This window comes from Flavobacterium gelidilacus DSM 15343 (assembly GCF_000422685.1).
Taxonomy (GTDB): domain Bacteria; phylum Bacteroidota; class Bacteroidia; order Flavobacteriales; family Flavobacteriaceae; genus Flavobacterium; species Flavobacterium gelidilacus.
The window spans coordinates 162,020-182,548 of sequence record NZ_AUGN01000001.1 but is presented as its reverse complement, the minus strand read 5'-3'; the positions used below and the strand labels follow the sequence as shown (position 1 = coordinate 182,548).

The following is a 20,529-nucleotide window of genomic DNA, read 5'->3' as shown; positions in this document are numbered from 1 at the left end:
TCTTTGTAACTTTGATGCTTTGCAAATAAACTCATGATTTCAATTACAAATAAAACCCTTCAAGACTTAGAATTTACAACCATTTTGGAAACCATTTCCGAGAAATGTAATACAGAAATTGGAAAACAGAAAGCTTTACAAATTGTACCTTTTAAAGACAAAGAAACTTTAATGGATGCATTGCATCAAACTTCTGAATATGTAGCTTCTTTTAGCAATAACAACACAATTCCAAACCACGGATTTGAGAATTTAACGAAAGATATTAAGTTTCTTCAAATTGAAGATAGTTTTTTAGAAGTTGGAACTTTTAGAAAACTAGCTCATTTATCTGAAACGACTAACTTACTATTGAAGTTCTTTCAAAAATTTGAAGAATATTATCCTAAATTAAATCAAAAAGCATCACGAGTAGAATATACAAAATACATCATTCAAAAAATCGATGAAGTAGTCGATAAATATGGTGAAATTAAAGATAATGCTTCCCCAGATTTAGTCAATATTCGTAGAAACATTGCTTTAGTTCGTGGTAAAGTCAATCAGAGTTTTGGAATGGCTTTAAGTCAATATAATTCATTAGGTTATTTAGATGATATTCGCGAAACTGTTGTTGAAAACCGTAGAGTTTTAGCGGTTTTGGCCATGTATCGCAAGAAAGTAAAAGGTTCTATTTTAGGAAATTCTAAAACTGGAAGTATTGCGTATATTGAACCTGAAGCTACCTTAAGGTATTCAATTGAGCTAAGTAATTTAGCTTATGAAGAACGAGAAGAAATACAGCGAATTTTAAAGAAATTAAGCTACGAAATTCGTCCGTTTACTGATTTATTGATGCAATATCAAGATTTTCTTAGCGATATGGATGTAATTGCAGCTAAAGCCAAATATGCTTTTACATTAAATGCTATTTTACCTGAAATTACCGAAGAAAAGCATTTGTTTTTCCGTGAAGCTTATCATCCTATTTTATATTTAAATAATAAGGCCAAAAATCAAGTAACATATCCACAAACCATTGAACTTGAGAATACTAATCGAATTATTGTTATTTCTGGACCAAATGCTGGTGGAAAAACAATTTCCCTTAAAACCATTGGTTTATTACAATTAATGCTACAAAGTGGTATGTTAATTCCTGTTCATGAAAGAAGTAAAACCTTTTTATTTGATAGAGTTTTAACAGATATTGGAGATAATCAATCCATTGAAAACCAATTAAGTACTTATAGTTATCGTCTAAAAAATATGAATCAGTTTTTAAAGAAATGTAATGATAAGACATTATTTTTGATTGATGAATTCGGAACAGGTTCTGATCCAGAACTAGGTGGTGCTTTAGCTGAAACGTTTTTAGAAGAATTTTATCATCGAGAAGCATTCGGAATTATTACAACGCATTATTCTAATTTAAAGATTTTAGCCAACGAATTACCTTTTGCCACGAATGCGAATATGCTTTTTGATGAAAAGTCTTTAGAACCTATGTATAAATTGCATTTAGGTCAAGCCGGAAGTTCATTTACGTTTGAAGTCGCACAAAAAAATGGAATTCCATTCGGATTAATCAATCGTGCCAAAAAGAAAATTGAAAAGGGAAAAGTCCGTTTTGATAAAACAATTGCTACTTTACAAAAAGAACGCTCTAAATTGGAAAAAACTTCGATTAATTTAAAGGAAGAAGAAACCAAAGCCCGAGAAGAAAGCAAAAAAATGGAAGGGATTAATTTGAAAATTCAAGATAAATTAGAACGGTATCAAGAATTGTATGATGCCAATCAACGCTTGATTTATATGGGGCAAAAAATTGATGATATTTCCGAAAAATATTTCAACAATAAAGATAAAAAGACTTTAATAGGTGATTTTTTAAAACTAGTTGAAATAGAAAATTCAAAACGAAAGAAAACTTCAGTTAAAGAGAAAAAAGCTGTTGAAATTGTAAAAAAGGAGATCATCAAAGAAGTTGAAGTTAAGGTTGAAAAAATAAGAGAAAAGAAGAAAGAAGATAAAGCAAAGAAAAAAGAAGTTGAGATTAAGCCACAAGTAGCATTAAAAGTTGGCGATCGGGTAAGAATGAAAGATGGAAAAGCTATTGGAACGCTTGATAAAATTGAAAAAACAAAAGCAACTGTCAATTATGGTGTATTTACTTCAAAAGTAAGTTTGAGTGAATTGGAATATGTGCAACCATTGTAGATTTTCTGATTTTCAGATAAAATGGTATTTCATTACCGTTTGGTTTTAACCAACGGAAAATAAGAAGATAAAAAATGAATCAAATAAAAAAGATAGAAGATTTACCAAAAGACAAAAAAATAATTCTTTTTGATGGAGTTTGTAATTTGTGTGATAAATCTGTTCAGGTTATTATTAAAAACGATAAAAAGGACAATTTTAGATTTGTTCCTTTACAATCTGAACTTGGAGAAAATATTATTAGCCATATTAACATAGACAGAAGTAAAACAGATTCAATTATTTTTTATGAACCTGGTTATGCTTATTATTACAAATCAAAAGCTGTCTTTAGAATTGCTATTTATTTAGGTGGTTTCTATAGCATAATTAGTTTGTTTCGCTTTTTCCCAACCTTTTTAACTGATTTTGTATATGATTACATTGCAAAAAACAGATACAAATGGTATGGTAAAAAAGAACAATGTATGATTCCAACAAAAGAAACCTTAAATAAATTTTTATAAAAAAAGCTCCTTAACTAAATAAGGAGCTTTTTCATTAAAAACCGATTAATTAGTATTAAAATTTAATTTTTAATAATTTTCTTTGTTGCTGTTCCTTTATCAGAAGTGATATTTAAGAAATATACACCTGAATTTAAATCAGCAATATTGATTTGATTTTCTATAGCATTTACATTAATAGTTTTAACAGTTCTTCCATTAATATCAGAAAGTGTTAAACCAGAAATTGCAATGTTATTACCATTTTGGATAGAAAAATTATCGCTTATTGGATTTGGATATACTGAAAAACCATTTGCTTCAAATGATTCTCTTGGTAAAACTGTTCCAGTATATTTAGATATTCCACCTACCGTTGCAGATGTGTTAAATCCACCTGTAAAACCTGTAGTAGCATTTAAAAAGGCAACATCTGTGTGTTGAAGAGCATCAACACCTATCCAAGTTAAACCATCGTCTAAACTATAAGAAGAACCAGACGCACCTGTTGCTGCTCCAGTACATACTACTCTTGAAGTTCCTGGTACATAAGTTATATCACCTAAATATATTGGTCCAGAAAATGCTTGTTGAGTCCAAGTTGTTCCTCCATTAGTTGTATTATACAAAACACCCGAATTTGTTAGTAACAATCCTTTATTAGCATCTGAAAAAGTATAAGATGCTCCAGCAGTAGCACTACCAAAATCTGTAGAAGGTGATTGAGTTACAGTCCATGTAGTACCCATATTTGTAGATTTAAATAATCTACCCGTATTAGTTCCAAACCAAATTGTTCCTCCTGCTACTTCATAGTTATTTGTATATCCATATTCTCCAGTTGAGGGAGCAGGAATACTAGCTGAAGGTACTCTTGTCCAGTTTGTTCCACCATTAGAAGTAATATATATTTCAAAATAACCACTTGCAGGGTCACCTTGACAAACACCATTATTAGCATCATAAAAATGAACTAAATTAGTAAATGAATCTGAACCAGTATTAAACAAAGCTGTTGCTTGTTTTGTCCAAGTTGTGCCTCCATCTGTTGTTTTCCAAATTCCTCCAGTACCAGCTGTGTCAGGAAATGCTGAAATCCAAGCCGTTGTTCCAGAAACCGCAGTAATGTTGCCAATTCCTAAACCTCCACTACCAAATCCAAGTCCCATTGTCCCAGAAGTCCAAGTGTTTCCACCATCTGTACTTTTTGCATATTCTTTAACTGTTGTAACGGCAGCTGCCGAACCATCATAAGCTTTTACCCAAACTGTATTGGCATCAACAATAGAAATACCACTAATTCCTCTACTAGCTGTAGCAAAAGTTGTAGCTTTCTCCGTCCAAAATTGTGCGTTTGAAATAAACGGCACAATTAATAATAAATAAAGTAATTTTTTCATCATAATGTAGTTTAATTTTGATTAATATAATGTAAATGTATTAAAAATTAAAGTAAGAATTATCAATTGACATTTTTTTAACAGTTATGATATTTATCATATTTCAACAAATGTTAATTAATTATTTTTGTCCTAAATAATCAATTAAAACTTAAAAAATGAGAAATTTAGCTTTGCCACTTGTTAATTGGGGAAATGGAGCATTTATTATGATAGTAATTTTTTCCTTAGTTATTTTAGGATTAGTAGGTGTTGTTTTCTTATTGATGAATACAGATAAAAAGAAAAAAGAGAACGACTAATTATAGTTGTTCTCTTTTAAAATTATTTAGGTATAAACTTTATTTAATAGAAAGTTATCGGCAATTACTAAAGCTGCCATAGCTTCTACAATAGGAACTGCTCTTGGTACTACACACGGGTCATGTCTACCTTTTCCTTGAAGTTCTATTATTTCATGTGAATTAGTCAATACTTCTTGTTTTTGGATTAATGTTGCAACGGGTTTAAAGGCTATTCTAAAATAAATATCCATTCCATTACTTATTCCTCCTTGAATTCCTCCTGAGAGATTGGTTTTTGTAGTTCCGTCTACGTTATATAAATCGTTGTGTTCGCTACCTTTCATTTTTGCTCCACAAAAACCGCTTCCAAATTCAAAGCCTTTTACTGCATTTATAGATAACATTGCTTTACCTAAATCAGCATGCAATTTATCAAAAACAGGTTCACCTAGACCAATTGGTACATTTTGAATTACACACATAATTGTTCCACCAACTGTATCACCTTGTTTTTTTATTTCCTTGATAAAGTTTTCCATTTTTAAAGCCGTAGCTTCATCTGGACAACGAACAGCATTATTTTCTATTTTAGAAAAATCTAGATCTTGATATGGTTTGTCAATAAAAATTTCTCCTACTGAAGACACAAAAGCTGTAATTTTTATATTCGAAATTATTTGTTTGGCTATTGCACCTGCTACTACTCTACTGGCTGTTTCTCTAGCAGAACTTCTACCGCCACCGCGATAATCTCTAATTCCATATTTCTTTTCATATACATAATCAGCATGACTCGGACGATAAGTATCTTTTATCTCTGAATAATCATTTGATTTTTGATTGGTATTAGGAATTATAAATCCAATTGGTGTTCCTGTAGTTTTTCCTTCGAAGATTCCAGATAAAAACTGTACTTCATCTTCTTCTTTTCTTTGTGTAACAATAGCTGATTGTCCAGGCTTTCTTCGTTGCATATCTTTTCTTATAGCCTCAAAGTCAAGTTCTATTCCTGCAGGACATCCATCAATTATTCCACCAAGAGCTTCACCATGAGATTCTCCAAAAGTTGTTAGCTTATATAGTTTTCCAAAAGTATTTCCTGACATAGCATTTTATTTAAAAACAAAAGTAAAAAAATTATGTCAGTAATTAGTCATACAATCAATTGGAACTAAATTTTAATTATATTAGCAAAAAATAAATACCATGAAATCAAAATTATTTCTTCTTTTAGGTTTGTCAATTTTTACATTATCATGCAGTTCAGATGATTCATCTGGTGATGATAACGGTGAACCAGCTACATCATTACCTATAGTTTCTGGAAATTATTGGACTTATGATGTCTTTAATCATGAAACTGTAAATACACCAGAATCTTTTGCAAGAGATTCAGTTTATGTAGGAAATGACACGCTTATAAATACTGTTACATTTAAAAAAATAAAAACATTAACTATTGCAAATGGTTTCTATTCTGGAACACTGAAAGATAATGGATTACGTATTGATGGAAACAAAATGAGAATTTCAGGTTCACTAAACTTTGCAGCTGGATTGCCAACTACATTGGCTTTTTCGGTTTCAGATTTTATTGTTTTAAAAGAAAATGCATCAGCAGGTGAAGAATTAAGTACAACAAATGGTTCATTTACTCAAGATTTTAATGGTTATCCATTAACTTTTAATTATACATTAAGATCTGTTTCTGATGGTACTCAAAACTCATTTTCATCAAATGGAAATACTTATTCAAACATTACTAAGACGAAAGTTATTTTAAATTTAAAAGTTACAACACTACAAACAATTCCTGGTTTCCCTAATCCTATTGAAATTCCAGTTATGCCTGCTCAAGATGTTTTAGTATCCAATCAATATTATAGTAAAAATATTGGAATGGTTTATAACCTTACTAATATTAATTATACATTAAGCACTTTGCCTGCAGGATATCAACTCCCAATTCCTCAAACTGGAAGCCAAACACAAGAAGAGTTTTTGGATGTATATCAGGTAAATTAGTTAAAATAAAAAATATGTTAATTATGAAAAGTTGACATGAAATTATATAATTTTAATCTGAATTTTTAATTTACATTTGTACTATAAATTTTAAACTTTATAAATAATATGAAAAAAGTACTTTTATCTGCAATTATGCTATTTGGAATAGCTTTTAGTTCTCAAGCTCAAGACATTGCCAAAAATGCATTAGGTCTTAGATTAGGTGATAGTGATGGTTTTGGAGGTGAAATATCTTATCAAAGAGGTTTATCAGACAACAATCGTTTAGAGTTAGATTTAGGTTTTAGAAACAGTAATGATTATGATGCTTTTAAATTAACTGGAATATACCAATGGGTTTGGAATATTGAAGGGGGTTTTAATTGGTATGCTGGTGTTGGTGGTGGAATTGGAAGTTGGAGTTATGATAGAAAAATTGGTAACGATAGATATAAAGATAACGGAACTATTTTATTCGTAGCTGGAGATTTAGGTATTGAATATAACTTTAGAGAAGCACCTATCCAGTTGTCATTAGACATTAGACCAGAACTTTACTTTAATTCTGATAATTATAGATCAGATAACTTTGGACCAGACATTGCTTTAGGAATCAGATACAGATTTAATTAATTTTAATGAATATCATAAAAAAAAGCCACTCGACGAGTGGCTTTTTTTGTGACTATACTTTTTCTTTATATTTTTCAATGGCTTCCTCATATACTTTTTCGTACATAGGAACTATGTTTAAAATATCAAATCGTGAAGCAACTTCTTTTGCGTTTTTCTTAAATGTTTTAAGTTTATTATCATCTTTTAAGATAGAAACGGCATTTTTACTCATGGCTTCAATATCTCCAACATCACTTAAATATCCCGAATAACCTTCAATATTAACTTCGGGTAAACCTCCAGAATTACTAGATATTACAGGAACTCCACAAGCCATTGCTTCTAAAGCTGCTAATCCAAAACTTTCGGTTTCTGAAGGCAATAAAAACAAATCTGAATAACATAAAATTTTATCGATTTCAGAACTATTTCCAAAAAAGATAACTTTGTCTTGAATACCTAAAGAATAACATAAATCTTCTGCCATTTGCTTTTCTGGACCTTCTCCTACCATCATCATTTTTGATGGAATTTGTTTTTGAATGTTATAAAAAATCTTTACAACATCATCAATTCGTTTTACTTTTCTAAAATTTGAAATATGCGTAATGATTTTTTCATTTTCAGAAGCCATCATACCTCTATCGCATTTTTTAACTTCATCAGAAGATGATTTGTTAGGCTCAATAAAGTTTGGAATGACTACAATTTCTTTTTTAATATCAAAAAGTCTGTAAGTATCGTCTCTTAAACTGCTTGAAACACTTGTAACAATATCAGATTTATTGATGCTAAAACTCACTGCTGGTTTATAAAAAGGATGATTTCCTACCAAAGTAATATCCGTTCCGTGAAGTGTTGTAATCATTGGTATTCGTATTCCTTCGTCTTCTAACATTTTCTTAGCCATATATCCTGCATAGGCATGAGGAATAGCATAATGAACGTGTAAAACATCAATATCATATAACTTTACCATATCAACTAATTTGCTTGATAAAGCTAATTCATAAGGCTGATAATGAAACAATGGATATTCTGGAACATGAACTTCGTGGTAATGCAAGTTGCTGTTTAAAAGTGCCAAACGTACTGGTTGACTGTAAGTTATAAAATGGATTTCGTGTCCTTTTTTGGCTAATTCTAAACCTAATTCAGTAGCTACAACACCACTACCACCAAAAGTTGGATAACAAACTATTGCGATTTTCATCTAAATATATATTTTTCATAAAAATACTATTATTAAAAAGAACAAAAAGTAAAACTTTGTTAAATTATCGCTTAAAGTTAGATTCGTAACATTTTATCCAATCCGCAACTGAAACTTTTTTAACCAATTCAGCAATTAATTCAAAAGGTATTTGATCTAATTTTTTGAAACGAATACAACTTTTACCCATATCTAATTTGGCAGTGCAATGTTTTGGATATTCTGTTGTAAACCAATTTAACAATTCTGGTTTTGCATAAATTCCCATGTGATAGAAATTTACACTATTTTTTTGAGAAGCAAAACTCATAAAGGGTAAAGGTAATTTTGGAGTACAATGATAACCTGCTGGATAAATTTCGTGAGGTACAACATAACCAATCATTCCATAACTCATTTCTTCTTTGAACCCTTTTGGTAAATTATCATTAATTACTCTACGTAATTTAGTGATAGCTTCTACTCTATTTTCTGGTAATTCTTGAATATATTGTTCTGGTGTTGTGGCTTTTGATGTCATTCTTGTAGATTAAAAGGTTAAAAGTATAAAAGAAATTGGTTTAAAATCTGTCAACTTCATCTGTTTTCTAAAAATTCGAAAATCCACTAATCTCTAATACTTTCATAAATAATCTTCTGAATATTTTCGCGAATATTAGCTCTAGACAAACGATTAGCTGCATTTGAATCAGGATAAGTTCTGTTTGATAAAAATACATATACAATTTCTTTTTCAGGATCAGCCCAAGCCATTGTGCCTGTAAATCCAGTGTGACCAAAACTTGTCATAGAAACACATCCACAAGTTGGACCAGCGTTACCTAATTGAGGTTTGTCAAATCCAACGCCTCTTCTATTATCTTCATCACAATAATAGCAAGTATTAAAAGCGTTCATTGTTTTTTCTGAAAAGAATCTGTTGTTGCCATAAACTCCATTTTGCAAGTACATTTGCATCATTTTAGCTACATCTAAAGCATTTGAAAATAATCCAGCGTGACCCGAAACTCCTCCTTGCATAGCAGCAGCCATGTCGTGAACATTTCCTTGAACAGTTTGATATCTATAATAATTATCTTCTTCTGTCGGAATAATCTGTCCCAAAGAAAATTTTTCTAAAGGTTTGTATGTTGTATGATTCATTCCCATTAAGCTATAGAAATTTTCATTAGCAAGAACATCTAATTTCTTTTGTGTTTTTAATTCTAAATATTCTTTTAACAGTATGAATGAAAAATCACTGTATTTATATTCTTTAGTAGCACGTAATTTACTTTTAGCAATCGTATTAATTATAGTATCATTAAAGTCTTTTCTAATATAAAGATTTTCTGCAACTTTAAAAGGAAATTCTTTTGAAGGTGTTTTTCTATAGTATTTTGAATCAGGGTGCTTGGTAGCGTCTAATGTTTTTAAATAAAAAGCTTCCCAAGGTTGAAAACGAGCTTGATGTGTCAACATATCAATTAAGGTAACGTCTTCTTTATTCGAGCCTTTAAAAACAGGTAACATATCACCAAGTTTATCACTCAAAGCAACTTGACCTTTATCATATAATTGCATTAAATTAGGTAAAGTTGAAAGCACTTTAGTTAAAGAAGCCACATCATATAAATCATTATCTTTTACAGGAATATTATCATTATAAGTATGATTTCCAAAGGATTTTTGATAAATAACTTTTCCTCTCCTAGCTACAACAATTTGAGCTCCAGGTGTCATATTATCTTTTATCGCTCCATTAATTATTGAGTCAATTTGGGCTAATTTTGAACCATCCATGCCTACATTTTCTGGACTATCAAATCCTAAACGTTTGATTTCTTTGGTATCAAACCCGGTATTGACAGGGAAACTATCATTGATTGAAACCGGCAATTTACCTTTAGAACTTGTTGAACCAAAAATAATCTCTGAAACAATTTTCTGTGTAAAATTATTGTTTTGATACGCCATAATAACTCCATCAAGCGTTGTATAGTCAATGGTTGAAGGCAAAGAATAAGGTCTTGTGAAAAAAGTTAAAATAGTTTTCTTTTGCTTTGAAATTGAGTTAATCCAACGAACCTCTTCACTTGTTGGATTATTTTTTTTCCAAATATTATCTACTTTATGAAAACCAATAATCACTTTGGTATAATCTTGCAATTTTGATAGAATAGCCTCAATTGAATTTCCAGTAATTGCATCAACTTTAGTGTATTCGTTTAAAGATTTAATGAATACTTCATTAGAATCATCACCAATTTTTATATAAGCAATTTTCTCTGTTTTTAATGATGTAATTGGTATAATCTCATCAATATTTTGTAATGTCGTGATTGCGTTTTCGAATAATTTTTCGTTTAAAGCATCATATTCAGGTTTATTTAAATCTTCGTATAAATTTTCTAACGCAATAGGTTTGTAATTCTTTAGACCAGCTTTGAATTTGTATTTCAAAATCTTTTTTACAGAATAAGCCAAACGCTTTTCTGTGAGTGTCTTCTTTTTAAAAGCTTCTTTAAATTTCTGCAAGGCTTTTGGAACATCTTCAGAAAATAATAACACATCATTTCCTGCTAGAAAAGCTGCTAAATCAATATCTCCTGGTTGTTTGAAATTACTTGCCCCTTTCATGTTTAAAGCATCTGTAAAAATTAAACCTTCAAATTTTAAATCATTTTTTAAAATATCAGTTACAACTTTACTGGAAAGAGATGACGGTAAATTGGGTTGAGATTCTAAGTTAGGAATGTTCAAATGTGCAACCATTACACTTGCTAAGCCTTTTTCAATTAGCTTTTTGTATGGATAAACTTCAACACTATCAATTCGTTCTTTAGAAAAAGATACAGTTGGTAAAGTATGGTGAGAATCAGAAGAAGTATCTCCATGACCTGGAAAATGCTTTGCCGTTGCAAAAACGCCATTATTTTGAAGTCCGTTCATATAAGCTAAAGCTTTTTCTGTAACGTTTTCTCTAGTTTCACCAAAAGAACGATTTCCGATAATTGGATTATTTGGATTTGTATTAATATCAACAACTGGAGAAAAAGTAAAGTTAATGCCTAAACGTTTAGATTGTTCAGCCATTTGTTCTCCCATTCTTTCAATAAGAGAGTTATCCTTAATTGCTCCAAGAGTCATATTCCAAGGATATTTATATGTAGAGTCTAAGCGCATACTTAAACCCCATTCTGCATCAATTCCGACCATCAATGGTACTTTTGATTTGCTTTGGTATCTATTAGTTAACGTAGCTTGACGAACTGGACCACCTTGAAAAAAAATTAAGCCTCCAATATTATAATCAGACACCAATTTATCTATACTTCTATAATGAGCTTCATCTTTGTTTGAATAGGCAGCCACCATAAATAATTGTCCTACTCTTTCATCAAAAGACATTTTTTTGTAAACACTATCAATCCATCGCTGTTCTTCATAAATATCTTTAACCTCCATTTTATCTTTATCAGAAAAATTAATAGGTCTATTATAATTAAAAAGTGAAACAAGAATAAATAAAAGGACTAAATTATATTTTAGCATAGTTGTAAATTAAAAATCATCATTAAAAAAAGGGATAATGATGATTGTATAAGTATTTGTTTTTAGAAAAACCTACTGTGCCAACTCTCATTAGCAGGTACTTCCCAAAAATCTTGCCACTCTTCTATTGTATTGACTAAATTATTAAAAACTATGGTGTTTTCAGAAACTGATTTACTTTTAGCTAATTGTTTAAAGTCAATAAGTGTTTTAAAAGCAATGAATTCACCTGTTTTGTAGGTTACATTCATTTTATCTAATAAATCAATTTCATACTTAGCTTCTAAATTTTGAATAAATTGAACTGAACTATCAATAGAACAACCAGTTGCTGCATGAAAATCTTGATTTACAGCTAAGATAATAAAGCGATTATATTTTACTATAAAAGAAGCTTCTAGAGATGTTCCGTGAGCTGCCCAATTTTCTACAAATTCTTTAGTAACTTCAGTTATTTCAGTAACTTCATTATCAGACAATTTTCTATTGGCTTGATAAATCCATATTTTTGAGTGCCCTGGTAAATCTTCAAATGGTATATACATTTTATTCTTTTATAATATCAGAAATTATTTTCTGAGGTAGAAATTTATTTAGTTTGGTATCATATAAATCTATTTCATAAAAATAAACTTCAATTTTATCATCTTTTTTTAAAATCTTGTCTGTTATTAAGTATGAATTATCAAAATCGTTTAAAAGAAAAAAATCTGTGGTTTTTCCTGAATCTTCTACTAATTTAATGGTCAAATATTTTTCAGAAGTTATTAGTTTTATTTTTCCTGTTATACTTTCATAACTTTCTACTTCTTCTTCATCTGATCCAAAATCATCTTTCATTTTTCCTAACTCAATAATAAAGTTGGGACAATATTTAACCATACTAAGTCCGACTTTTTCACCAAAACCTCGCATTTGCTTTGAATCAGAAAAATTTAGTTTTTCATTCTCTTTAAATTTATCAATGTTAGTTTGATAACTAGCGAACATACAGGTAGTTAAAGTAGCTGCCAAATCATTACTACTTGATTCCTCTAAATTTAGATTTTTTTTGTTAATACAGTCACATGTCTCTTCTGCTATAACATCTATTAACAATTGTTGTGAATAAGAATTGAAACTAAAAAAAAATATAATTATTGAAAAAAGGTTTATTTTAGTATTCATTTTTATAAATCTTGAGCGTTTGCAATTAATTCAGCTATATCCATAACTTTAACTGAACCTTCTTTTTCTTTAATTTTAACGCCATCAGTCATCATAGTATTACAAAAAGGACAACCAGCTGCAATAATATCTGGTTTTGTTTCCATTGCGTCTTCTGTACGTTCAATGTTTATTTCTTTGTTTCCCGGTTCGGCGTCTTTAAACATTTGTGCTCCACCAGCACCACAACAAAGGCCATTAGCACGAGAACGTTTCATTTCGACTAATTCTGCATCTAATTTTTGAATTAAATCTCTCGGTGCTTCATAAACATTGTTAGCTCTTCCTAAATAACATGGATCGTGAAAAGTTATACGTTTTCCTTTAAATTGTCCACCTTCAATAGTTAATCTGCCATCATCTAATAATGATTTTAGAAATTCTGTATGATGCATTACATCATATTTACCACCTAATTCTGGATATTCATTTTTAATGGTGTTAAAACAATGTGGACAAGCCGTTACTATTTTCCCAACTTCATAACCATTTAGAACTTCAATATTCATCATGGCTTGCATTTGAAACAAGAACTCATTTCCTGCTCTTTTTGCTGGATCACCTGTACAACTTTCCTCAGTTCCTAAAACAGCGAAATTAACATTTGCGCGATTTAAAATTCGAACAAATGCTTTTGTAATTTTTTTGGCTCTATCATCAAAACTACCAGAACAACCCACCCAAAATAAAACTTCTGGTTGTTTGCCTTGAGCTAGCATTTCTGCCATTGTTGGTACTACTATATTTTCTGACATATTATTTTATATGTTTAATCGTTTAACTGTTAAATATTACGACTTTCAACTTTATTTTTTAAGACTTTTGACTAAAACTATTCGTGATGTTCGTCATCAAAAACTTGAATCGTAACTTCTTTATCTACCAAATCAGTAAATTTACCTCTATATCTTGTTGCTTTAACTAAGTGGTTGTCAATCCAATGGTAATTTCCTCCACGAGGTTTGCCCATTAACATACCATGATATTTGAAACCATGTTTTTTTAACCATTCTTCTGTAACTTCTCTGTGAGCTTCTGTACGTGATGTGAAAAAGAAAATAATATGACCTTCATCATACCAATTGTTCAATGTTTTTAAAGCATCAGGATAAACAGCAGCTGTTGCCATTCTTTCTGGCTCTTCATTTGGAATATCATCGCAGATAGTTCCGTCAATATCAATTAAGTAATTTTTAATTCCGTCTGCTAAAACTGGGCTTAATTTTTCACCGTTAATAGTTAATTCTTTTAAATTCTTGTCGATTTCTTCTGATTTCATTTTTTGTTAATTAATTATTTCAAATTTATATTAACATTTCCAAGGCTCACGTTTATGAAAATATTGTTAGTTTTTAGTTTTCGTCTTTCCAGTTTAACCTGTCTTGTTGGTTATATTGCCATGGTGCACCATTATTTTCAATGTTTGACATCATTGCATTTAATGACATAGGAGCAGCACTTTGCTCCATTACCAAGTATCTTCTCATATCAATAATAATTGATAAAGGATTAATATTTACAGGACATTCTTCTACACAAGCATTACATGACGTACAAGCCCAAAGTTCTTCAGCAGTGATATAATCGTTTAATAACGATTTGTTATCGGGAACAAAAACACCTTTATTTGCATCAATATTCTTACCAACTTCTTCTAATCTATCTCTTGTGTCCATCATTATCTTACGTGGAGATAATTTTTTTCCAGTTTGATTGGCTGGACAAACTGAAGTACAACGACCACATTCTGTGCAAGTGTATGCATTAAGTAACTGAACCCAGTTTAAATCCTCTACATCACTTGCTCCAAATTTAGCTGGAACAGCATCCGGATTTGCCGGTGCGGCATAAGGATCAGCTGTTGGATCCATCATTAATTTGACTTCATTTGTTACACTTTCTAAATTATCTAATTCCCCTTTTGGATTTAAATCAGCAAAGTAAGTATTAGGAAAAGCAAGCAAAATGTGTAAATGTTTAGAGAAATATAAGTAATTTAAGAATACTAAAATTCCTGAAATATGTATCCACCAAGCCGTTCTTTCAATTATATGTAATGTAGATTCTGGATAATTAGAAAATAATGGAGCTATAAATTGAGAAATTACATTTCCTGAATTACTCGCTTGAAAATGAGTATCTGTTGCATTCATCACAAGAAATAATGTCATTAAGACTATTTCAAAATAAAGAATAATATTTCCGTCATTCTTAGGCCAACCTTTCATTTCTGAATTCCAAAAACGCTTTAATTTAATCACATTTCTTCTTGCCCAGAAAATAATGACTGCTACTAAAACAAGTAAAGCTAAAATTTCAAAGGAACCAATTAGGAAACCATACAAACCTCCTAAAAAAGAAAATATTCGATGCGTTCCAAATAAACCATCAATTACAATTTCTAAAACTTCTAGGTTAATGATTATAAAACCTGCATAAACTATAATATGAAGAATACCTGCAATTGGTCTTTTAATCATTTTTGATTGACCAAGCGCAATCATAGCCATGTTTTTCCAACGAGCTGACGGATTGTCTTTTCGGTTTACATCGTTACCTAGTTTTATGTTGCGAACTAGTTTTTTTACATTCATTGCAAAATAACCAATTCCAATGCATAAAATAATTGCAAATAAAATATTGTCTATATAATTCATTTTAAATGATGTTTATTCTTTAGTTGATTCTTCTTCTATTGGTGCTACGTAAGGTTTATTTTTCTTTCCAAACACAGAAACATTAATATATCGCGTTGGGTGTAATCTTAAATCTTCTAACAATAATTCTAATTCTTTTGAAGCATTTGTAAAATTGGTGTACATTTTGTCATCCTTCATTAATTTCCCCATTGTTCCTTTACCTGATTCAACATCTGACATTATTTTATCCACTGAAGAAAGTGTTTTTTCTAGGTTTTTTACTGTTTGTCCTAAATTAGCTTTCGCTAAAGAATCTGACATGGCTGCAAAATTAGCCGAAGTTTTATCAAAATTTGTAAGCGTAGAGCTTAGTTTACTTTTATTTTCTGTCAACATTTGATTAGCCGATTTAGACAATTGGCTAAATTCTGATAATGTCTTATTTAATTCAGCTATACTACTTTTTAAATTCGATTGAGTTGTTACGTCTAATACTTGATTCAAGTTAACTAACATCTTATTAGCGTTATCTAAAAGAACATCTATTTTATCTTTTAACGGAATTAATTGTGAGGATAATTCTTCTGTTAAACCTAATTTTGTAGCCGATTGTAGAAAATCTCCGTCTTCTACTATAGCAGTTCCTTCTCCAGGTAAAATTGCAATTTGTTTGCCTCCAATTGGACTTGGTGCATAAATTTGAGCAATACTAGATTTTGCGATATTATAATCACCATCAATCTGAATTTCTACAATAGATTTCCAGTTTTTATCTAAAGTAATAGCTATAACTTTTCCAACTGTTTTTCCGTTAATAGAAACCATAGAAGATGTTTCTAAACCTTCAACATTATCGTATTTAATATATAACGTTTTATAATTGACAAATAAATCTTTTCCTTTTAAAAAACTATAACCCCATATAAATAATAATATAGAGGAAATAACTAATATGGCTGTTTTAATTTCTCTTGATAGTTTCAATGTTTCTTTTTTAGCAAATTTATTGTTTATAAACTATAAAGCCAAGTTTATTTTAAGGCTTTTTTACTGCTTCTGATATATTTATTTTTTCTCCATTTTTAAAGGCAACTATAAAAGCAGAATCAAATCCTTTTTCTTTAGCTACTTCTAAGTTCTTTTTGGCTTCGGTATATGAATTTGCTTCTTCATAAAAATATTTATAAATAACAGAACCCTTTTCTTTAGTCACATTATTTAATCCCTTAAAATTTGAAGGAGTTGTTTCTAAATTTTTACTACTAGCTGAAATTTGAACTTTAAAAACTATATCGTTATTAGATTTTGTACTTATAACTTTCGTTTCTTCTTTTTTAATGATAATTTCTTTTGGTTTTTCTTCGTCTTTTTCTTCTCCTTTATTTTTATCATTTGCGGTTAAAGATGAAATGAAGTATTCTTTTTTATAGTCTAAAATTGAATTGGCAATAGCTTCAGCTAATTTATCTTGTCCGTTATCCGAATTTAAAAAAGCTCCTTCTTCTTTATTGGAAACGAAACCCATTTCAATTAAAACTCTAGGCATTGTTATTTTTCTTAACACAAGAAAGCCAGCTTCCTTAACTCCTCTGTTTCTAAAAGAAGTTTTTTTAGTAAACGCTTGTTGCACTTTTGCAGCTAATTCAACACTTAATTCACGATATTCTTCTTGCAAAATAGAAATTCCGATTACAGATTCAGGTGAATTTGGATCAAAACCTTCATATTTTATTTCATAATCATCTTCTAAGGTTACAACTGAGTTTTCTTTCTTTGCTACTTCTAAATTGGAAGCATTTCTAGTTATACCCATTACATAAGTTTCATTTCCAGCAGCAGAAATATTAGCATTAGCATTACAATGCATTGAAACAAAAATATTTGCTTTTGATTTGTTGGCAATAGAAGCTCTATCGTCTAGTTCCACAAAAACATCTTTGTTTCTTGTATAAACAACAGTAATGTTTGGATCTTTTTCCAAAATCTCACCAACTTTTAAAACAGTTTTAAGAGCAATATTTTTTTCGACATTACCATGATAAGTTGCCCCATAGTCTTTTCCTCCATGTCCTGCATCTAAAACAACTTTAAATTTTGTATTTTGGGCATAACTTATGCTAACAAAAAATAGGAAAACAACTGAAAAAAAAGATTTAATATATGTAATTTTCATAATTTGAAAATATTGAATGTTATAATTTTACTAACACTATAATTTTTAAAAAAAATATATGTAAGTTTGACCCTTCAAAAACTAAGCCATAATTATACAAAAATAGCACAAAAGCATTGTATTTAAAGACTATCCATATCGTTTTTTTTTCCATTTTCCTAACAATTGGAACAACTGCATCATTTTCACAAGAGATTACTACAAAAGAGACTTTACAAGTTAATGCCAATGAGTTATTAACAATTAAAGACACTACAAAAGTAGATTCGACTAAGAAAAAGAAAGCAATCCTTGAAGGCATTGTAAACCGCAAAGCTAAAGGTTACGAAAAGATTGATCAACGCAAAAAAGAAATGACTTTGTACGATGAAGCTGAGCTTTATTATCAAGATATAGAATTAAAAGCAGGAATTATTGTACTTAATTACGAAACTAATGAAGTAAATGCTGGCCGATTAAAAGATAGTCTTGGAAATTATACTCAATATCCTTCCTTTAAACAAGGTGCAAATTTAATTGAGCCTGATTCAATACGATTTAATACAAAAACTAAAAAAGCTATCATTTGGAATTCAAAATCGAAACAAGGCGAATTGAATTTTAAAGCAGCCATTTCAAAACGAGAAAATGATTCTGTTATTTTCATGAAAGATGTACGTTTTACTACAGCTAAAGATGTAGATAATCCAGAATATTATTTTTTAGCTAGAAAGATTAAATTTGTTCCAGGCAAAAAAGTTGTTACGGGTTTGACAAATTTAGTAATCGCTGATGTTCCAACACCAATTGGAGTTCCTTTTGCTTATTTTCCAATGTCAGAAGAAAGTATTTCAGGTTTTATATTGCCAGCACCTGGACAAAGTAATTCACAGGGTTATTTTCTTCAAAATGGTGGTTATTATTTTGCTTTGAGTAAATTCTACGATTTAGCTGTATTAGGAGATTATTACACGAATGGAAGTTATGGTTTAAGGGCAGAAAGTAGTTATGCTTTACGCTATAAATTTAGTGGAAGAATTAATCTTCGCTATGAAAACCAGATTCAAAGTGAAAGAGGTTTTCCGGATTATGTAAAGTCGAAGCAATATAATATTCAGTGGAGTCATAGTCAAGATCAAAAAGCTGCGGCAAATTCAAGGTTTTCAGCTTCTGTAAATGTTTCTAGTAGTCAATATTTTAGAAATTCGTTAAACTTGTCTAATATTGGAGCTACTTTAAACAACAATTTATCTTCATCTATATCCTATTCTAAAACAATACCAACTTTACCACAAGTAAATCTTTCGGTTACAGCTACGCATTCTCAAAATACAAATACAGAACAAATTAATATGACATTACCAACTTTTCAAGGTAGTGTAGATAGAATTTACCCATTTGCTCCAAAAAGCGGAACTAAAAAAGGAATATTTCAAAATATTAATTTACAATATAACCTTAATGGTAAAAACGAAATTGTGACTTCCGACTCCTTATTTTTTAAACCACAAATGTTTAAAGATGGTAAAGCAGGATTTCAGCACTCTATACCGTTGAGTACTAATTTCAAAGTATTTAGATACTTTAGTGTTAGTGCAAGTTCAAGTTTTATTGAGACATGGGCTTTTAATACAATTAGAAAATCATATAGTTCTACAGAAAATGAAGTAGTAACTTCACGTGTAGATGAATTTGGCGCATTTAGAACCTATAATTTTAATTCTAGCTTAGGAACAACTATTTATGGGACTTTTGATTTTGGAGAAGATAAAAAGATTCAAGCCATTAGGCACGTAATGCGTCCTTCTGTTTCTTATAATTATAATCCAAGTTTTGAACAATATTATGACACTTATGCTATTGATGCAACTGGAACAACAATGGCTGAATATACTCGTTTTGAAAATGGAATTTATGGCGCTCCAGGTTTAAATAAATCAAGTAGTATTGGTTTTGGAGTAGGAAATTCATTTGAAGCAAAAGTTAAGAAAATTGATGAAAAAACAGGAAAAGAAGAGATTAAAAAAGTAATGCTACTTAGTAATTTAAACCTTTCTACAGCTTATAATATAACCGCAGATTCATTAGCCTTACAACCATTATCTATAAGTGGTGGAACTACATTGTTGAAAGATAAAATGAACATTAACTTCGGAACTAATTTAGATCCGTATGCTATTGATAATAGCGGAACTAGAATAAACACCTTTAATATTGATAACGGGGGAAGTCTTTTTAGAATGACAAGTGCCAATATGCAAATTAATTATTCATTAACAAGCAGTGGTTCTGATGGCAACAATAAATCTAAATCTCAAAACGAATTAAATGGAGGAAGACCAGATGATTTATTTGGAAAAGCAACTGATTTGAATGACAACAGACAAAGTCTCTTTGATAAAAACAAAGATGATAAAGAGGAAAACAAATCATCAGAAAATTATAATACTAAATTACCATGGGATTTGCAGTTTGCATATTCTGTAACCTATAATAATAGCAATAGACAAAGCGAAATCAGTAACAACTCGTTAATGGTCTCAGGAAACATAGAATTAGCTCCGCGATGGAAAGTTGGAGTTTCTACAGGATATGATTTTGCGCAAGACGGAGTTACTTTTACACAGTTAAGATTTGAAAGAGATTTAGAAAGTTGGCGAATGAGTTTTAATTGGGTTCCTTATGGAACAAATGCTTATTGGGGATTCTTTATTGGTATTAGCTCTTCTATGCTTAGTGACATCAAGTGGGACAAAAATAAAGTGCCAGACAGAATTTTAAGATAAATATAAATA

The 20,529-nt window shown here is 30.0% G+C and carries 18 protein-coding genes; 6 read left to right on the top strand and 12 right to left on the bottom strand.

All coding sequences use genetic code 11. The features are described from left to right. Window positions 1–33: 33 nt before the first annotated feature. On the top strand, window positions 34–2,199 hold the full coding sequence (locus G507_RS0100800) for an endonuclease MutS2 (protein WP_026715694.1): 2,166 nt from the start codon (window positions 34–36) through the stop codon (window positions 2,197–2,199). A 92-nt stretch (window positions 2,200–2,291) separates the two neighbouring features. Continuing rightward, the gene (locus tag G507_RS0100795) at window positions 2,292–2,705 is read left to right on the top strand and encodes a thiol-disulfide oxidoreductase DCC family protein (protein WP_026715693.1); all 414 of its coding nucleotides are present in this window, start codon (window positions 2,292–2,294) and stop codon (window positions 2,703–2,705) included. 62 nt (window positions 2,706–2,767) lie between these two features. Here the strand turns inward: G507_RS0100795 and G507_RS0100790 are convergent, their stop codons facing one another. Further along, window positions 2,768–4,084 (bottom strand): T9SS type A sorting domain-containing protein, encoded by a 1,317-nt coding sequence (locus G507_RS0100790; RefSeq protein ID WP_169627272.1) that lies wholly within the window; start codon window positions 4,082–4,084, stop codon window positions 2,768–2,770. A gap of 158 nt (window positions 4,085–4,242) precedes the next feature. Between G507_RS0100790 and G507_RS17705 the strand changes: the two genes are divergently transcribed. Continuing rightward, on the top strand, window positions 4,243–4,386 hold the full coding sequence (locus G507_RS17705) for a hypothetical protein (protein ID WP_169627271.1): 144 nt from the start codon (window positions 4,243–4,245) through the stop codon (window positions 4,384–4,386). Window positions 4,387–4,412: 26 nt separating this feature from the next. Here the strand turns inward: G507_RS17705 and aroC are convergent, their stop codons facing one another. After that, a complete protein-coding gene (aroC, locus tag G507_RS0100780; RefSeq protein WP_026715691.1) occupies window positions 4,413–5,474 on the bottom strand; it encodes a chorismate synthase in 1,062 nt (353 codons plus the stop codon). A 100-nt stretch (window positions 5,475–5,574) separates the two neighbouring features. On the opposite strand from aroC, the gene G507_RS0100775 reads away from it, so the two are divergent. Beyond that, window positions 5,575–6,393 carry a hypothetical protein gene (locus G507_RS0100775; RefSeq protein WP_026715690.1) on the top strand — a complete coding sequence of 273 codons (819 nt, stop codon included), beginning with the start codon at window positions 5,575–5,577 and terminating at the stop codon, window positions 6,391–6,393. A 108-nt stretch (window positions 6,394–6,501) separates the two neighbouring features. Continuing rightward, entirely contained in the window at window positions 6,502–7,008 is a 507-nt protein-coding gene (locus tag G507_RS0100770; RefSeq protein ID WP_026715689.1) for a hypothetical protein, read from the top strand. Between the two features lie 52 nt (window positions 7,009–7,060). On the opposite strand, the gene bshA is transcribed toward G507_RS0100770, so the two are convergent. From bshA to G507_RS0100720, 10 genes are all read right to left on the bottom strand, one after another. Then, window positions 7,061–8,203, bottom strand: a complete 1,143-nt coding sequence (gene bshA, locus G507_RS0100765; protein ID WP_026715688.1) for an N-acetyl-alpha-D-glucosaminyl L-malate synthase BshA — start codon at window positions 8,201–8,203, stop codon at window positions 7,061–7,063. Between the two features lie 64 nt (window positions 8,204–8,267). Then, a complete protein-coding gene (locus G507_RS0100760) occupies window positions 8,268–8,723 on the bottom strand; it encodes a DUF1801 domain-containing protein (RefSeq protein ID WP_026715687.1) in 456 nt (151 codons plus the stop codon). Window positions 8,724–8,809: 86 nt separating this feature from the next. Then, window positions 8,810–11,737 carry a serine hydrolase domain-containing protein gene (locus tag G507_RS0100755; protein ID WP_026715686.1) on the bottom strand — a complete coding sequence of 976 codons (2,928 nt, stop codon included), beginning with the start codon at window positions 11,735–11,737 and terminating at the stop codon, window positions 8,810–8,812. A 62-nt stretch (window positions 11,738–11,799) separates the two neighbouring features. Further along, a complete protein-coding gene (locus tag G507_RS0100750) occupies window positions 11,800–12,282 on the bottom strand; it encodes a hypothetical protein (protein WP_026715685.1) in 483 nt (160 codons plus the stop codon). Window position 12,283: 1 nt separating this feature from the next. Further along, window positions 12,284–12,904: a hypothetical protein gene (locus G507_RS0100745; protein ID WP_026715684.1), complete on the bottom strand. Its 621-nt coding sequence runs from the start codon at window positions 12,902–12,904 to the stop codon at window positions 12,284–12,286. 2 nt (window positions 12,905–12,906) lie between these two features. Beyond that, complete coding sequence (locus G507_RS0100740) at window positions 12,907–13,698, bottom strand: (Fe-S)-binding protein (protein ID WP_026715683.1); 792 nt, start codon at window positions 13,696–13,698, stop codon at window positions 12,907–12,909. A 77-nt stretch (window positions 13,699–13,775) separates the two neighbouring features. Beyond that, entirely contained in the window at window positions 13,776–14,222 is a 447-nt protein-coding gene (locus G507_RS0100735) for an LNS2 domain-containing protein (RefSeq protein WP_026715682.1), read from the bottom strand. A 73-nt stretch (window positions 14,223–14,295) separates the two neighbouring features. Beyond that, complete coding sequence (locus G507_RS0100730) at window positions 14,296–15,600, bottom strand: 4Fe-4S dicluster domain-containing protein (RefSeq protein ID WP_026715681.1); 1,305 nt, start codon at window positions 15,598–15,600, stop codon at window positions 14,296–14,298. A gap of 12 nt (window positions 15,601–15,612) precedes the next feature. Next, complete coding sequence (locus G507_RS0100725) at window positions 15,613–16,566, bottom strand: MlaD family protein (protein ID WP_026715680.1); 954 nt, start codon at window positions 16,564–16,566, stop codon at window positions 15,613–15,615. Window positions 16,567–16,618: 52 nt separating this feature from the next. Beyond that, complete coding sequence (locus tag G507_RS0100720; protein ID WP_026715679.1) at window positions 16,619–17,755, bottom strand: N-acetylmuramoyl-L-alanine amidase family protein; 1,137 nt, start codon at window positions 17,753–17,755, stop codon at window positions 16,619–16,621. A 116-nt stretch (window positions 17,756–17,871) separates the two neighbouring features. On the opposite strand from G507_RS0100720, the gene G507_RS16190 reads away from it, so the two are divergent. Then, window positions 17,872–20,520: a putative LPS assembly protein LptD gene (locus G507_RS16190; protein WP_157496449.1), complete on the top strand. Its 2,649-nt coding sequence runs from the start codon at window positions 17,872–17,874 to the stop codon at window positions 20,518–20,520. Window positions 20,521–20,529: the final 9 nt, after the last annotated feature.